At 54.3% G+C, this 13,040-nt stretch carries 11 protein-coding genes, 1 tRNA gene and 1 pseudogene; 3 read left to right on the top strand and 10 right to left on the bottom strand.

The features are described from left to right. Positions 1 to 240: pseudogene (locus HUV26_RS16620) on the bottom strand (AAA family ATPase); the annotation flags it as partial. 87 nt (positions 241 to 327) lie between these two features. On the opposite strand from HUV26_RS16620, the gene HUV26_RS16615 reads away from it, so the two are divergent. Together HUV26_RS16615 and HUV26_RS16610 are read left to right on the top strand one after the other, a co-directional pair. Beyond that, on the top strand, positions 328 to 615 hold the full coding sequence (locus tag HUV26_RS16615) for a CopG family ribbon-helix-helix protein (protein WP_174411248.1): 288 nt from the start codon (positions 328 to 330) through the stop codon (positions 613 to 615). Then, positions 612 to 917, top strand: a complete 306-nt coding sequence (locus tag HUV26_RS16610) for a type II toxin-antitoxin system RelE/ParE family toxin (RefSeq protein ID WP_174411247.1) — start codon at positions 612 to 614, stop codon at positions 915 to 917. The genes HUV26_RS16615 and HUV26_RS16610 overlap by 4 nt, the downstream gene beginning before the upstream one ends. A 14-nt stretch (positions 918 to 931) precedes the next feature. Here HUV26_RS16610 and HUV26_RS16605 read toward each other — a convergent pair whose 3' ends face one another. The 5 genes from HUV26_RS16605 to HUV26_RS17035 all read right to left on the bottom strand — a co-directional run bounded on the left by HUV26_RS16605 (position 932) and on the right by HUV26_RS17035 (position 6,587). Continuing rightward, positions 932 to 2,191 (bottom strand): hypothetical protein, encoded by a 1,260-nt coding sequence (locus tag HUV26_RS16605; protein WP_174411246.1) that lies wholly within the window; start codon positions 2,189 to 2,191, stop codon positions 932 to 934. Positions 2,192 to 2,271: 80 nt separating this feature from the next. Further along, positions 2,272 to 3,036: an ERF family protein gene (locus tag HUV26_RS16600; RefSeq protein ID WP_174411245.1), complete on the bottom strand. Its 765-nt coding sequence runs from the start codon at positions 3,034 to 3,036 to the stop codon at positions 2,272 to 2,274. 507 nt (positions 3,037 to 3,543) lie between these two features. After that, the gene (locus HUV26_RS16595) at positions 3,544 to 5,460 is read right to left on the bottom strand and encodes an AAA family ATPase (protein WP_174411244.1); all 1,917 of its coding nucleotides are present in this window, start codon (positions 5,458 to 5,460) and stop codon (positions 3,544 to 3,546) included. A 561-nt stretch (positions 5,461 to 6,021) separates the two neighbouring features. After that, positions 6,022 to 6,225, bottom strand: a complete 204-nt coding sequence (locus HUV26_RS16590; protein ID WP_174411243.1) for a hypothetical protein — start codon at positions 6,223 to 6,225, stop codon at positions 6,022 to 6,024. Between the two features lie 116 nt (positions 6,226 to 6,341). After that, positions 6,342 to 6,587, bottom strand: coding sequence for a helix-turn-helix domain-containing protein (locus tag HUV26_RS17035; protein ID WP_174411242.1), 246 nt, complete (start codon positions 6,585 to 6,587; stop codon positions 6,342 to 6,344). 230 nt (positions 6,588 to 6,817) lie between these two features. Between HUV26_RS17035 and HUV26_RS16580 the strand changes: the two genes are divergently transcribed. Further along, positions 6,818 to 8,296 carry a hypothetical protein gene (locus tag HUV26_RS16580; RefSeq protein WP_174411241.1) on the top strand — a complete coding sequence of 493 codons (1,479 nt, stop codon included), beginning with the start codon at positions 6,818 to 6,820 and terminating at the stop codon, positions 8,294 to 8,296. Positions 8,297 to 8,429: 133 nt separating this feature from the next. Here the strand turns inward: HUV26_RS16580 and HUV26_RS16575 are convergent. The 4 genes from HUV26_RS16575 to HUV26_RS16560 all read right to left on the bottom strand — a co-directional run bounded on the left by HUV26_RS16575 (position 8,430) and on the right by HUV26_RS16560 (position 13,020). Then, positions 8,430 to 8,505 (bottom strand) — tRNA-Lys (locus HUV26_RS16575). A 67-nt stretch (positions 8,506 to 8,572) separates the two neighbouring features. Next, positions 8,573 to 9,865 (bottom strand): serine--tRNA ligase, encoded by a 1,293-nt coding sequence (serS, locus tag HUV26_RS16570; RefSeq protein ID WP_174411240.1) that lies wholly within the window; start codon positions 9,863 to 9,865, stop codon positions 8,573 to 8,575. A 417-nt stretch (positions 9,866 to 10,282) separates the two neighbouring features. After that, positions 10,283 to 10,876 carry a hypothetical protein gene (locus HUV26_RS16565; RefSeq protein WP_174411239.1) on the bottom strand — a complete coding sequence of 198 codons (594 nt, stop codon included), beginning with the start codon at positions 10,874 to 10,876 and terminating at the stop codon, positions 10,283 to 10,285. Between the two features lie 620 nt (positions 10,877 to 11,496). Beyond that, the gene (locus HUV26_RS16560) at positions 11,497 to 13,020 is read right to left on the bottom strand and encodes a D-alanyl-D-alanine carboxypeptidase family protein (protein WP_174411238.1); all 1,524 of its coding nucleotides are present in this window, start codon (positions 13,018 to 13,020) and stop codon (positions 11,497 to 11,499) included. Positions 13,021 to 13,040 lie beyond the last annotated feature (20 nt).

Below are 13,040 nucleotides of genomic sequence, written 5' to 3'. Positions count from 1 at the left end.
TGTCTTGCCGCTGCCCGTGGGCCCGAAGATGTACAGGGGATCGGCGCGTTCTGCCGGGGCGGTGAGCAGCCAGACCACGATTTCACGCATGGAATCATGGAACAGATAGTCCGGGTCCAGACGAGGTGTGAAGCTGCACGGGGCGCTAAACCCCTTGATCATACGGCCCGAAGGACTGCCGCTGAAGAGGTCTCCGGCATCCATGTCGATGACGGTAAGGTGGTCAAGATCGTTCTGCATGAGTGTGGGCTCCTTGTTGTGGTGAGAGGAAATTGACAGGCCATGTGTTACGCTGTACTTTTCGTGTACATAGAGAGGAGTAACGTAATGCCTGAAAGCACCTTTACATTTCGGGTGGAAGACACCCTGAAGGCGGCGTTTGCCGATGCGGCCAAGCAACGGGATCGAACCGCTGCCCAGTTGTTGCGAGATTTTATGCGTAGCTATGTGGTGGAAACCCAGAGTTCTGATCCCGCCTATGACGCCTGGCTGCACAGAAAGGCTGAGGCCGGGGAACGGGACTACCGTGCAGGACGTTTGATTTCTCAGGAAGAAGCCACGGCCAAGGCTGCCCAGCGTAAGGCCGCGATCCTCAGCCAGCACGACACCCTATGAAGGTGGTCTGGACTGAGGCAGCGGACACGGACCGTGAGCGCATAGTCCTGTTCATCGCTGCGGATAATCCACACGCCGCCATCGAACTGGACGCACTTTTTACCGCTGCAGCAGACTCTTTGGCCGCGCTACCCTTCAGAGGGCGCATAGGACGGGTGGCGGACACGCGGGAACTGGTCGTGCACAAGAACTATATCCTTGTGTACGGGCACGATGCGCTCCGGGCTACGCTTTATATCAAAGCGGTTGTTCATGCCGCCTTGCAATATCCTCCTGAACCGGTTGTGCCTGATAGACCATAGCGCTTTGGTCATCTTTAGCCCGCTGCCACTGCATTAAGCCTTCTGCTCACCCACAGCCGCTGCGAAGGCTTTCCGGTCCTGGTCACCCGTGCGAGCAGTTCTTCGGCTTCTTCATCGCCAAGAGTGCCGCGCAGTTCCATATCCAGTTTTGCGGAATCGATGGTTTTACGGCCAGCCTGGCTGGAGATTTTGAAGCGGAATCCTGCCGTTGCAAGCCACTCTGTAGTGGTGTCCATACCCCCCACAGAAACATAGAACGAACGCAGCCGGTCTTCTTCTGCGGCAATGGAATCCTCCAGATCATTCCTGCAGGATTTTAGGTCAGCGAGTTTCTGCAAGGCGTGGTCATATGCCGGGTCATCCAGTTCCTGCACCGTGAACTTGGGACAGCCCTCTGAATGGTCACACCAGTCACACAGGGGATGAAACCCCTTGCAGTAGTCCACGGCGTCGATGGATTCAGTTCCGTCCCAGACCCGCCGGGCAGTGGTCCAGATGTCCCCGGCAATGCGCTGGCACATGCCGAGCATGGTGGCGTCGGGCTGGTATGGCCCAAAGGCACGGGCATCGGACATGGACAGGCAGAGCACCCAGCCTTCAATGTCCATGCTGTCCGCCTGACGCGGCAGGGAAATGCCGAACAGAAGCTTGGCTACCTGCGGGAAGGTCAGGTGCTCGAAGACGGTGTTGCCGTCCGCATCCCGCATGGCAAAGACCGGTTCCGACCAGTGGGTCTTGAGCAGGCCCAGTTGTCCGTAAAGCTGGGTTTCGTAAGCCGTGTACAGGGTGTCCGGAATACGCTCAGTGCTCTTCAGTTCCAGAATCCGTATGGCGGGTCTTGGCCAGCCCCAGACCAGCGTGAAGTCCAGATGGGCCCGGATGGGGGTACCGTCATGCTCCACGGCGACTTCCAGCTGATGCAGAAGGTTTGCGCCGTTGGCGTGCAGCACCTTGGCAAGCCCCGCTTCCATCCAGTGCCCGCGCTGCAAGATAAGATGACGTCGCAGGGCCGTTCGGATGCGTTCATGCTCTCCTGCCCGGTACCATTCCCCAATATCCTGCGTGCTGGGCGTGCGGGCCATGTGCAGTTTCCCCGCCACGGCAGCCCGCAGGCATTCCGCTCCTTTGCCGATGTCGGACATGCCCACGTACGCGGAGCGGTCCCCAAGCTGTGCGGCGGTATGATGGTTATCGTGGGCAATGAGCCCTCGTGCGACCTGCGCCAAGAGCGCAAGGCCCTTGTCCTGATGCGTGTTGCTTTCGTTGTTGTCCATGAATTCCTCCCGTGAAACGGAAAAGCCCCCGATGTGGGGGACTTTTCGTAGCGTTGCTTGTTGCGAGTATGCCAGCAGGGTCAGGCGGCTTGAGCATCGGCGTACCGCCACCAGACTTTGCGGGTAGCATCCCAACGAAAACCAGCCTCCTGCAACAGTGCCTTCTTGCTCCGGGTGTCGCCGGAAGCCGTGACGCAGGTGCGTCCGTCCTGTGCCTGAATGGTCTGGTAGGTGATGCCGTCTATGCGGGGCAATGCGGCCAATGCTGCCCTTGGACGTTCACCCTGCTTCTCATTGCGCTGCGCCGGTGGTTGTGGTGCGACTGTCGCCATCGTCCCGCTACGGGCAGGAGATGCCTGTGTAGATTCCTTTCGTGCCCCTGTGGCCGCCTGTGCCTTGGCCGGACGGTTTCCGCTTCTGGGCATGGCCCCTTCGGCGTCATCGTCCGCCTCAGTGACCAGACCCACCATGGTGGCGAGGCCATAGCGCCGTGCGTAGGTCAGTGCGGAGCCGTATCCTTGCGGGTCGGCCTTCGGAAGCGGCATGACCATGAGGGAAGATTGCCACTGGCCAGATTCTGCGTGGACAAGCTTCGTGACAAGGCCGAGATGGCCGGTCTCCACCGGCACGGGATACTGCGCAACCCAGATGCCGTTGGCGATGAGCCCCTCACGGCAGGCATCCATGACGGAGTTCAGCGTGGCGTAACGCTTGTTGACGAAAGGGTTTTCGGCATCCTTGGACGCCGGAGACAGGGACTGCTGCACCCGCAGCATGGCCTTAGCCAATTCGGTGATGGTCGGGGATGCGCCAGGGGCGGGATGGGATAAAGGGGCTTCGGTCATGGTTACCTCCTTGTAGGCGTGTGAAATGGAAATGCCTCCGCCGCGCTGGGCGGCAGAGGCAAAGATATGGCCTGCTCATGGAGGTAATATATAGGTGGAATTTGATGATCGACACTAGGTCGGCGCGGTGGACGCCTTTCAGGACTAGGAAGACGCGGAATCAAAGGCGAGAGCTCATTTCCCTTGCTAGCTAATGTAGTGCTTTTATTCGATATGCTGATTTTCGCTGCGTAAAAGCAGGGTATTCCCGACGGAAACAAGACGGAAAAAGGCGAAGCATGCGGAGTATCTCCCATGCATAACGGGGAAACGAGCCTGCAACGCACAGGAAATTCCTACTTTCCTGTTTCGTCGTCGTTCCGGGGGGGGGGGTAACGAAATCGGCAGGTATTGGAGCCGTGGGGTTTGGATAACGACAACGCCATGATGCACGGGGAACAGTGCCCTGCCGCGTAAAGGTGTGGAATGCCCCCTCCCGGACTTGGGAGGGGGCGTTTGGCACTCTTGTTATACGCGCCGGTAGTGTGTGTCTTTGCCATTGCCTTCTCGGCTTATAAGACCGGCTTCCCGAAGAGCATTCAGGGCCTTGCGGACCCTGTCCTCTTTGAGGCCTGAGATTTCTTCAATGTTCTTTCGGTAGTAGGACTTCCCCTTCTCCATAACCTCAAGAACTCTTTGCTGATCTGGAGTGAGGTCAGAGAGTGAGCGGTGATAGTTCGTCTCGTCATGCACAGGCGTGGAGGAAGCCGTTGACGCCGAGATTTCGTGGTTGTCATCAACAGGGCAGAGATCGCCTTCCACCCATTCCCAAGGTTGCCCAACCGGCAGCTTGTAGGTGCCATGGCGACGTTCAAAGTGAGGAGCAACCTTACATTTGTCTACGTAAACACGGGCGACAGGACCATCTGTGGCAAGGGCATCATGTACGGCTTTACACAACAGATCCCGATCGTCCGCATGGATTTGGTCCCGACCTTCTATGTGCAGTACGTTCTGGCACAGGCTCACAAGTTCCACAGGGCCCTTGAAGTCCGTAGCCGTTTTCCTTGCATGGTGAATGATGATGACGGCTATGCCCTCAGCTTGGATCCTCTTGATGAATTCAAAAAAAGGCGTGGCATTGGCTTTTGCCGCATTGGGAGCCAGAGAGAACAGGTTGTCAATAAAGACGACCTGTGTTTCCGCCTCTTTGAGGGTTGCAAGTACCTCATCCTGCCTTTTCCCATCAAGAAGGCTTTGCCCTCCCCGAAGAGAGACAACGCCAAGGTTGGTGTCGAGCAGCGCTCGGCGTCCTTCCCTGTTCCCCATCAGTTGCACGCATCGTTGCTTGAAGTCGGCCTCGCCTACTTCGCCGTCAAGGTATACCACCTTTGTGGGTGGGGAGGCTGTAAGGAAGAAACAGGGTGTTCCCGTGGCGAGGGCTAAGGCGATTTCAATGGCGAACCAACTCTTTCCAGCGTTGGAGAAGCCCCAGATCATTGTTGTGTAACTGGGCGTAAGCATGCTGCTTATGCTCATTGCGCTGTTCGGTGCTGCTGATACTTTATCAGGAAGCGCACCAAAGGTCACAAGAGCAAAGTCTGGTTCGTGCTTGCCTTCGCTTTCTCGCTCTGCCGGGCTTACGAGCCCGACTTGTCGCTTCCATGCTTGCAGGTTCTCCAAAGGAATAGCCATTGTCCGCACTTGTTCCGCAAGTCGCGAAGGCAACTCGACGTCACCAATGTGGATTTGCCTATCGTATAAACATCTTGCCACCTCAGGCTTCAGTGGCTCCTTGTAGGTCAGCCCGCGTTCGGGAACAAGGGGCCAGGGAAAGAGGGAGACCTGAAATGCGCCGTAGTCCATGCAGGTTTTCGCAAGCACAGGTACACTTTCCCATCCGTCCTGTCCTGGGGAGGAGAGGATGGTCACGTTGTGCCCAGCCAAGTCGCTGGCAATAAGGGCTTTGACCGCATCATCGCCTCCGAAGAAGCCAGAGACGACAACCCCGGTGCGCTCAATCACGCGCCCTTCCTTGGCAAGGTCTGTAAGCCGCATAGCCACGCGAATGTCCGTGCAGAGCCATACTTCTGCCGCAGGATTTTTCAAGATCAAGTCCCGCGCGAACAGGTGGGCTGGTGCTGGGGCGGCTCCCAGAGATACGATAGGGGTGCCAGTCTCTGTTACTTTGCGTATCGCGACAACAAACAGATCTTGGTCGCCGGTCGTGTACATGCAGAGCACCAACGAGTCCGTGCCGTCAAGGTTACGCACCCTGAATTTCGCCTTGAGTGTGAAGTCAATGCCATTGCCGTGAAGGTGGTGTGGAATTTTTTCAACGGCAGCAGTGCTAATGGCTGCGTTGTGAATGCTGGACGTGGGGAAGCTGGAAAAGCAGTGTTCCGGCTTCAGACCAAACACTTCGCCCAGCACGAGGGCTGTCATGACGCGGCTCCGGTTCAGCTTGCCTACAGCCCAAGATACGATATCAGCGGGGGGCGGAGGAGCAGTACGCCATGTGCGCATATCATTATCTTCCCCTCCAAGGGCACGGATGCAGAGCTCGCGCTTGTCCGGTTCATCGGTGGTGCAGACTTCATAGGCGACAAGGGCCGCAAAAAACTCTGCCCGTAGTGGACACCTTAACAAGGCTGGTAGTCCGGTTCGGTCATATCTTTGTACAAGCGTTTCCAACTTTGCTTTGAGTGGAATGCCGTGTTCATTGCGGAGCGGCGGGTTAATGAGCATCGGAATCAGCTGGGGGCTGTAGCACGGTGCACAAACAGTACGGAACGGCACATCAATAACCGTGCCATTTTGCGCGGGTGTAGGATTCGGGGCCGAGGAGGATAAAGGGGCTACACCTTTGGGCGGGGCTTCGTATGATGCGACTTCGCCCGTAGTCCTGGCTTGTTCAGCGAGGTTCTTTATAATTCTACGATTTGTCATAGTTAATCTCCAGTGGCCATGGGGTCGGTGGATACTCGACCCCATGGCAAGTTTAGGTTACTTCTTGGGGTAGACGCAGACCTTTATGCCGTAGAGCACCTGCGGGACTAGCTCAATGTCCACGCGGTCTATGCCTTCAAGGTCTCCTGCACTTGCTGCCTGAAGTACAGCACCGAGCTTTTGCCCCATTTCAGCCATGGCGGACTGGTCCGGAGTGTGCACGAGTGCAACATTGTTTTTGGGGTCTCCGTCATTGCTCATGGAGAGATCCTTTCCCGTTTCACGGGTAGTTTGGTTTGTTCCGTTTGCCGTAGGGGCCTCTGCCCCCACAGCGACTGTTATGCTGTGCGTTCCTTCGGACAGGCCGCTAGACAGGGTCAGCATGACACTACCTTGTGCGGGACAATTTGGCGTTCGGTCATGTACCGTTGGACCTCGGTGGCCGAGTAACGTACTGAGCGTCCGATTTTTGCGTAGGGTATTCCCCTTCCGGCAAACCGGTGCGCCCGGAGGGTAGAGAGGCTCAAGCGGGTAATGGCCGCCACCTCCTTTTCCGTGAGCCAGCGGACCAAAATTGCTTCTGCTCGAGGCTCGCTGCCCTTGGCGATACTGTTCGAAACCATACATACTCCAGCGAAGTGAATGTTTGAGATGGCATACTGAACCCAAAGATTTGTGATTCAGCACACACTAGCCGTTCAGAGCGCTTGATTCATCGGAAGGCCTTCCTGTTGATTGCACTCGTGGAGATGAAACTAGATCGTGAACTGCGAGGGAGGTAGGGAAGAATAAGCGAAATCTTGCGCAAAAAATGGACAACATCCTGATTTTTTTGTATTTTTTGGAGGAAGCTGTGGAGAAAATGTTAATTGTATTGCATAAGCAAGCACCCCAGTTCCAAAAAATTCTGGAAATAACTGCGCTTGCACCTGCAAGGTTGCGACAAGAAGTGAACTTTTTTTTGCGTGAAGTCGGCAGAGCAGTGCAGAATAGCAAAAAGGGTCTAGATTTAAGAAAAGAAGCTGACGATGATCACTATATGAGTTTGTGGATTATGATTTTGTCTTCAATGAAAAAAATAGAGAGAGATGCAAACACTGATCTATTGACAGTAACAGAAGAAGAATTAGAAATTACAAAATTTTCAGCATATTTAATTTCAAAATGCAAAGGAGTTCAAAAAGATTCTGTTTTTATTCTGAAATCGAATAAAATACCACATAAGCAATCAAGAAAAATATCTAAGCTTGCATCTTCTGTTTACATCAATGTTTCAGAATTTTTTATAAGGAAAACATTTAAGCAAAAAAACTTAGGATTAGAATCAATCACTATCGATGAAGCAAGCGAAATTGGGTCAAATATATCTGTAAATTATATGATGTATTATAATTCTCTTTTTTGGCATCGCGAGTTTGTTAAAAGAAAATTTTACATAGACGTTCACAAAGATTCTAAATTGAAATATGGTGTTTCTAAAATATTGAAACATATTTGTTCACTTGCAAAAGATTTTGAGAACCACCCACACGACTGCTTTAAATGTCTATTTGAGAATGACAAGCTATTCTGGATTTATTTTGATTCATATGTTCCACACAAGATCGGATGTTATGGAAGGATGTGTTTTATTAATAAAAAGATTGCCATAGAAACATTGAACTTTGAATTAGATAAAGATAGCATTATTAACAAAGAAGAGCATGTCGTACTTTGTAAAATATTTAAAAAATACAAAATGATGTTCACAGACTTATCTTTCAAAGAATATCCCACACTTATTGCCGAGCATATAAATGAAGGCAAGAGCATTCCTTTTTATGGCAATATAAATGATTTCATAAAAGATGAGGAAATAGGAAATTTATACACGAAAAGTATTGGTGGAATCAACATGCCAAAAACAAACGGAAAACATGAGACTGCAGCCATAGAATATATCAAGAAACAAAAAAAAGATATCGTGAATGAAAGACATATAATAAACGATGAATCAAACACAGTAGGATTGTGGATTTGGGACACAGTAAATATACTCAAAAGTGACAATAATGTTTCGGGACACATAAAAAAACTAATAACCGAAGAGGTTTGGTATAGAAAATTTTCTACCGCTAGAAAGTATGCGCATGTTCTCAAAGAATACACTAGTGGCAATAAAAACATAGACGCAGAGAGCATACTTAAAGACATAACTAGGGAACATAGATATGACTATTACCGTGTTGACGAGAGCATTCGCTCAGGCATCCTCCTTAGTACCGAAGAGGCCCTCACCCGAAGACGTGAAAGAACCAAAAAAAATGAAGCCAAATCCACGGCAAGCCAGTAAGATTTTGACCATCGCAGGGTAAATCCATGCAGCTATTTTCATTGCACGCTTTTGGTTTTCATTTTTCGTGTGGGGAATGGTGTGGGGAAAAAGAAAAAGGACTTGAAGGCAAACCTTCAAGTCCTTGATTTTCTGGTGGGTCGTGCGGGGCTCGAACCTGCGACTCTCTGCTTAAAAGGCAGATACTCTACCGACTGAGTTAACGACCCATGCGAGGGGGCTGTATAAAGACTTCGGCCCTTGATTGTCAACCCCTAAACCGCTTTCAGGCCAATTTTACCTGCCTTTGGCCATGGCTGGCGTAATAACCTCAAGGCCATCAAGATAGGGGCGCAGCGCTTCCGGTATGGCTATGGAGCCGTCTGCCTGCTGGTAGTTCTCCAGTATCGCCACCATGGTGCGCCCTGTGGGAAGCCCGGAGCCGTTCAGGGTGTGCACATATTCCGGCTTTTTTGCACCTTCGCGCTTAAAGCGCAGGTTGGCGCGCCGGGCCTGAAAATCGGTGCAGTTGGAGCAGGACGATATCTCGCGAAACTTGCCCTGTCCGGGCAACCACACCTCTATGTCATAGGTTTTGGAAGACGCGAACCCCATATCACCCGAACACAATGTAACCACCCTGTAATGCAAGCCAAGGCGTTGCAGCAGATTTTCCGCATGCTGACGCATAAGCTCCAGTTGTTCATAGGAGGTATCGGGGTGCGAAAGCCGCACCATCTCCACCTTGGTGAACTGATGCTGCCGGATAAGCCCCTTGGTGTCCTTGCCGTAGCTGCCTGCCTCTGACCGGAAGCACTGCGTCTGGGCGGTAAAGGCCATGGGCAGCTCCGCCTCGGAGAGCATCTCGCCGGAGAGCAGGTTGGTCAGGGGCACCTCTGCGGTGGGAATAAGGTAAAAATCCTTGTAGTTGAGCTTGAACAGGTCTTCCTCAAACTTGGGAAGCTGCCCGGTGCCGGTCATGGCACCGCTGTTTACAATGGCCGGAGGGAACATTTCTGTATACCCGTGTTCACGGGTCTGGATATCAAGGAACAAGTTCACCAGTGCCCGCTCCAGCCGCGCCGCCCAGCCCCAGAGCACGGTAAAGCGCGACCCCGCAAGCTTGGCACCGCGTTCAAAATCCAGCCCGCCCAGCTGCTCCGCAAGCTCCCAGTGCTCCTTAGGCGAAAAATCAAAGGCGGGCGCACTGCCCCAGCGGTGCAGTTCCACATTGTCGTTCTCGTCTGCTCCCACGGGCACGGATTCGTGGGGAACGTTGGGCACGGCAACCAGCCACTCACTCACTTTGGCCACTACGGCTTCCGCTTCTACGTCCAGCAGCTTGATGCGCTCCGCAAGCTCGCCCAGCTCCGCAATGCGCCCGGAGGCGTCCTGCCCGGCCCGCTTGAGCTTGGCAACCTCTTCCGAGGCCTTATTGCGCTCGCTCTTCAGGCCCTCTACCTCGTTCAGCAAGGCACGGCGACGGGCATCCAGTTCCAGAAACTCGCTCACATCTATTTTGGAATGCCGCTTGGCAAGGGCGGTAACAACAATATCGGGGTCTCTCTGCAAAAGCTTGAGGTCGAGCATAAAAAACGCATCTCCTTGGCGTATTGGTAAGCAACGCCCGAAGATAGCCGCCGCACAGGTGTGCGTCAATACGCGGAAACAGCGGGCAGGAGAGGAGGGGATAAATCCTTGTGCCGTGCGCAGCAACCCCGGCCCCTGCTCCCGCCGGAAACATCGGCATGGAATGACACGGACTACACGGGCGACACGGAATAGAACGGGGCCGAGAGCCTGCCCGCGCAACCGGCAGACAGGCCGATCAATTTCACCCGGCTAACACATCACCGGAAAAGAGAAGACGCACGCGCGGCCATAACAGCCCGCATCGGCAGAGCGGATCGCGCAAAGTGCCCGATGATCTCCCGGCTATCCCTGAAGCTATCCCCGGCTATCTACGGGCATATACGGGCATCTCAGGATATCCGTGGCAACCTTCGACTACCCCTCACCCTCTCCGAATGCAGAAGGTGTCTGAAACGCTTCCGGATGCCGGTCGCGCAGATAATCCATAAGACGCTCATGCTCCTCGTACTGCACCATCTCCGCAGGCTCCTCAAGGGAGTAATAGCCCACCCACACGGGAGAAAGCAGCGTGCGCGGCCAGGCCGTTAATCCGGCATCGCCCACCCACACGTTCACCGGCATGCCCTTGTAGTCGGTAATCCGTGTAAACCCCGGATTGCCTGTCGGCGTCAGTGCCATGGCGTAGCCAAGCGCCAGCATAATGCGCTGCACCCTGTCCTGCGCACCGCCGCTGTCTGTGACCTTGCGCAGCTTGTCCCGGAAGAGTTCCGTAAGACCGTTATGCTGTGCCGCCTGTTTGGTCTGCACATTTGCCATATCCACCTCCCGGCTTTCCCTTCGCACCCTGTGGGGAGCACATGCCCTGTCTGTGGCCGCGAAGAGAGCCTTTCTCCGGTCTACCGCAACAATGCAGGCCACACCCACGGCCCGCTCCCTGACCGCACGCATGGCCTTTATGCCGCATCCGCAGTACAGGATTGCTCGATACACCTTTACTGATTCTCGCACTATGCGGGAGTCTCCGGCAGGTGTCAACACCACAGGGCAGCCCTGCCCCCGCAGGAAATAATGCTGTAAAATTTCTTGTACCCCGCGCAGTCCGCCGCCTTCGTGCCTCTGTCTGCACCGCGCCGAAAAGGCAACCGCACAAAGCCACACCCATAACCGCATGTTATAAAAACATATTCTTGATGGACGAATTGTTCAAAATATTAAACACCCCCCGGCCAACCTGCCGCAGGCAATGCCCTGAGTAAAATTTTCTGAACCAACCAGCCGGACACCCTGACGGGCGAGCAACCCACCTCCTGTCACACGCTCTTGATTTTATTGTATTAAAAATTACATCTTCCCAAACCAGCGCCTTGGCACGATCCATGCTATATTCTGTTTACCTTCTTTCTTTTACGGCTAAACGAAATAATACGGTTCAAGGGTGGCTCCTTGGACCGTTTAGCCGTTTTAAAGGGCTGCGAAAGAATACGCGGGCGCGGCACCGGTGACAGGGCCGATGCGTGAAGCCGCTTCACAGGCACTTTACGGGCCTGATGTGCGGCTGACGTGCGGGGCAGTTTCGTGAAACGGATCAGAGGCGGGCAGAGGGGGATACCGGCGGCTAGACGGTCCGGCTACACATCGTTCTCGGCAAAAGGCTTGAACCCGGATGCAGCTTGTCTGGACTTCTGCGGTCCGCCCTCCACGATAGTGAAGCCGTAATCCAGCAGCTTGGCTGTCTCCACCTGACGGATGACCGGATTATCCGCGCCCAGAACCACTGCCAGCAGGCGAGTTTTGCCGCGCTTTGCCGTTACCGTGATATTGAAGCCGGAGGCGTTCACAAACCCGGTTTTCAGGCCGTCCACCCCATCATAGGTGCGGAGCAGCGAGTTGGCGTTGCGGCGGGTGGAGCCGTGATAGGTGAAAGATGTCATGGAATGCACAGGCAGCGATTCCGGGAACTTACGCAGGTAGCTGATGGAAAGCTTGGCAAGGTCTCTGGCTGTAGAAAGCTGCCCCTTGGCGGGCAACCCGTTGGGATTCTTGAACGTGCTCTTGGTCATGCCCAGCTTCTTGGCCTTGGCGTTCATCTGAGCCACGAATTTAGCAGTATCGCCCTTGGACATGTATTCTGCCACAGCCACGCAGGCGTTGTTGGCAGAAACCACACTTATGCCCTTGATTAGATCTTCCAGAGCCACCTTTTCGCCTTTCTTCAACGCCATACGCGAGCCGCCCGTATTCACCGCCTTGGCACTGACGGGAATGAGTGTCTTGGGAGACAATGTTCCCTGCGCCATGGCCTCGCGGACCAGATACAGGGTAAGCAGCTTGGTGATGGATGCAGGGGCGATAACAGCGTCCGGGTTCTGTTCGTAGTAGACATCGCCGGTGGTCATATTAATAAGAATGGCGGACCGGACGTTAAGCTTAAGGTCCTTGACAGCCTTGGGGGCGGGGGAACCTGATGGCGCAGGGGAAATCTGGGGAGCCTTAGGTTGCCGGACTTCCTGCATGGGGACAAGTGCGGCAACCTCCGCCTTTTCCTGCACAGGTATCAGCGCAATCGGTGTGCCCCTGCGGGGCAATGCCGCAGCAGCCTCAACAGGCAGAGCATAGCCGTTGTCTTCCACCGCCGCCCGAACCTCTTCCAGTGCGGCCTGAAGAACGTCTGCGGTAACCTGAAATTCCTGCTGCGGAGCGGGGGCCAATGAAGCATCACCGGAAGAGACTACCAGCGGCTTTACGGTGAACCGATTTCCAAACGTCTGAGCAGTGCCGGACGCAGTTCCCGATGCCACCACTCCCGCAGCCACCGCCTCAACAGCCTTATGCACCTTCTCAGCCTTGGCAGGCTGCTTTGTATTCTGAAGGCTGGCAACCGTTTGAACGGATTTTTTCGCAGACTGGTCCCCGGCTTTTTTAGCGGATTTGGCGCCCGCTTTCTGCGCCTTGCTTCCGGACTTCTTCTTAGCGGCCTTGCTCTTGCTGGCACCGGACGACTTAGCAGACGCTCCGCCTGCCGCTGTTTTGTCGGGCTGGGCCGCTACGGCATGTGCATCGCCGAACACAGGCACAGCCTGCCCCCCCAGCCCGGAGAGCAGGAAAATGACCAGCACGCACCCCGCCAATGCCCGATAAACCCTTTGCTTCATGGAATTTGCCTTACGGATGA

This window comes from Desulfovibrio psychrotolerans, assembly GCF_013340305.1.
Classification (GTDB): Bacteria; Desulfobacterota; Desulfovibrionia; order Desulfovibrionales; family Desulfovibrionaceae; genus Halodesulfovibrio; species Halodesulfovibrio psychrotolerans.
Note: the sequence above shows the minus strand (reverse complement) of the source record. Positions and strands in the feature narration are given on the sequence as shown.

Bases quoted from the DNA above. Each gene is read 5' to 3' on its own strand.
- HUV26_RS16590 (WP_174411243.1), bottom strand. From the start codon at position 6,225: ATGAGCAATGACGGAGACCCCAAAAACAATGTTGCACTCGTGCACACT.
- HUV26_RS16560 (WP_174411238.1), bottom strand. From the start codon at position 13,020: ATGAAGCAAAGGGTTTATCGGGCATTGGCGGGGTGCGTGCTGGTCATT.
- HUV26_RS16610 (WP_174411247.1), top strand. From the start codon at position 612: ATGAAGGTGGTCTGGACTGAGGCAGCGGACACGGACCGTGAGCGCATA.
- HUV26_RS16600 (WP_174411245.1), bottom strand. From the start codon at position 3,036: ATGACCGAAGCCCCTTTATCCCATCCCGCCCCTGGCGCATCCCCGACC.
- HUV26_RS16605 (WP_174411246.1), bottom strand. From the start codon at position 2,191: ATGGACAACAACGAAAGCAACACGCATCAGGACAAGGGCCTTGCGCTC.
- HUV26_RS16615 (WP_174411248.1), top strand. From the start codon at position 328: ATGCCTGAAAGCACCTTTACATTTCGGGTGGAAGACACCCTGAAGGCG.
- serS (WP_174411240.1), bottom strand. From the start codon at position 9,865: ATGCTCGACCTCAAGCTTTTGCAGAGAGACCCCGATATTGTTGTTACC.
- HUV26_RS16595 (WP_174411244.1), bottom strand. From the start codon at position 5,460: ATGACAGCCCTCGTGCTGGGCGAAGTGTTTGGTCTGAAGCCGGAACAC.
- HUV26_RS17035 (WP_174411242.1), bottom strand. From the start codon at position 6,587: ATGGTTTCGAACAGTATCGCCAAGGGCAGCGAGCCTCGAGCAGAAGCA.